We start from the raw sequence: 252 nt of genomic DNA, 5'->3' as shown, positions 1-252 counted from the left end.
GGCGTAGCCGCCACCCGGCACAATGGTTACTTCACATCAAACCGGTCCAAATCCATCACTCGCGCCCATGCGGCAACAAAATCACGAACGAACTTCTCGTGTGCATCACTGCTGGCGTAAACTTCGGCCAGCGCACGCAGGACGGCGTTTGAACCGAAGACCAGATCGGCGCGGGTCGCGGTGTATTTCACTTCCCCGCTGGCGCGATCGCTACCGGCAAACAGCTCGTTTGAGTCGTCGGTCGCCTTCCAC

At 59.5% G+C, this 252-nt stretch carries 1 pseudogene; it reads right to left on the bottom strand.

The annotated features are described in order from the left end of the window. Nucleotides 1–26: 26 nt before the first annotated feature. Nucleotides 27–252, bottom strand: a pseudogene (locus RTW80_RS30100) (catalase-peroxidase); the annotation flags it as partial.

Source organism: Escherichia sp. AM3, assembly GCF_032029835.1.
Classification (GTDB): Bacteria; Pseudomonadota; Gammaproteobacteria; order Enterobacterales; family Enterobacteriaceae; genus Escherichia; species Escherichia coli.
This window is presented reverse-complemented; position numbering and strand designations above follow the sequence as displayed.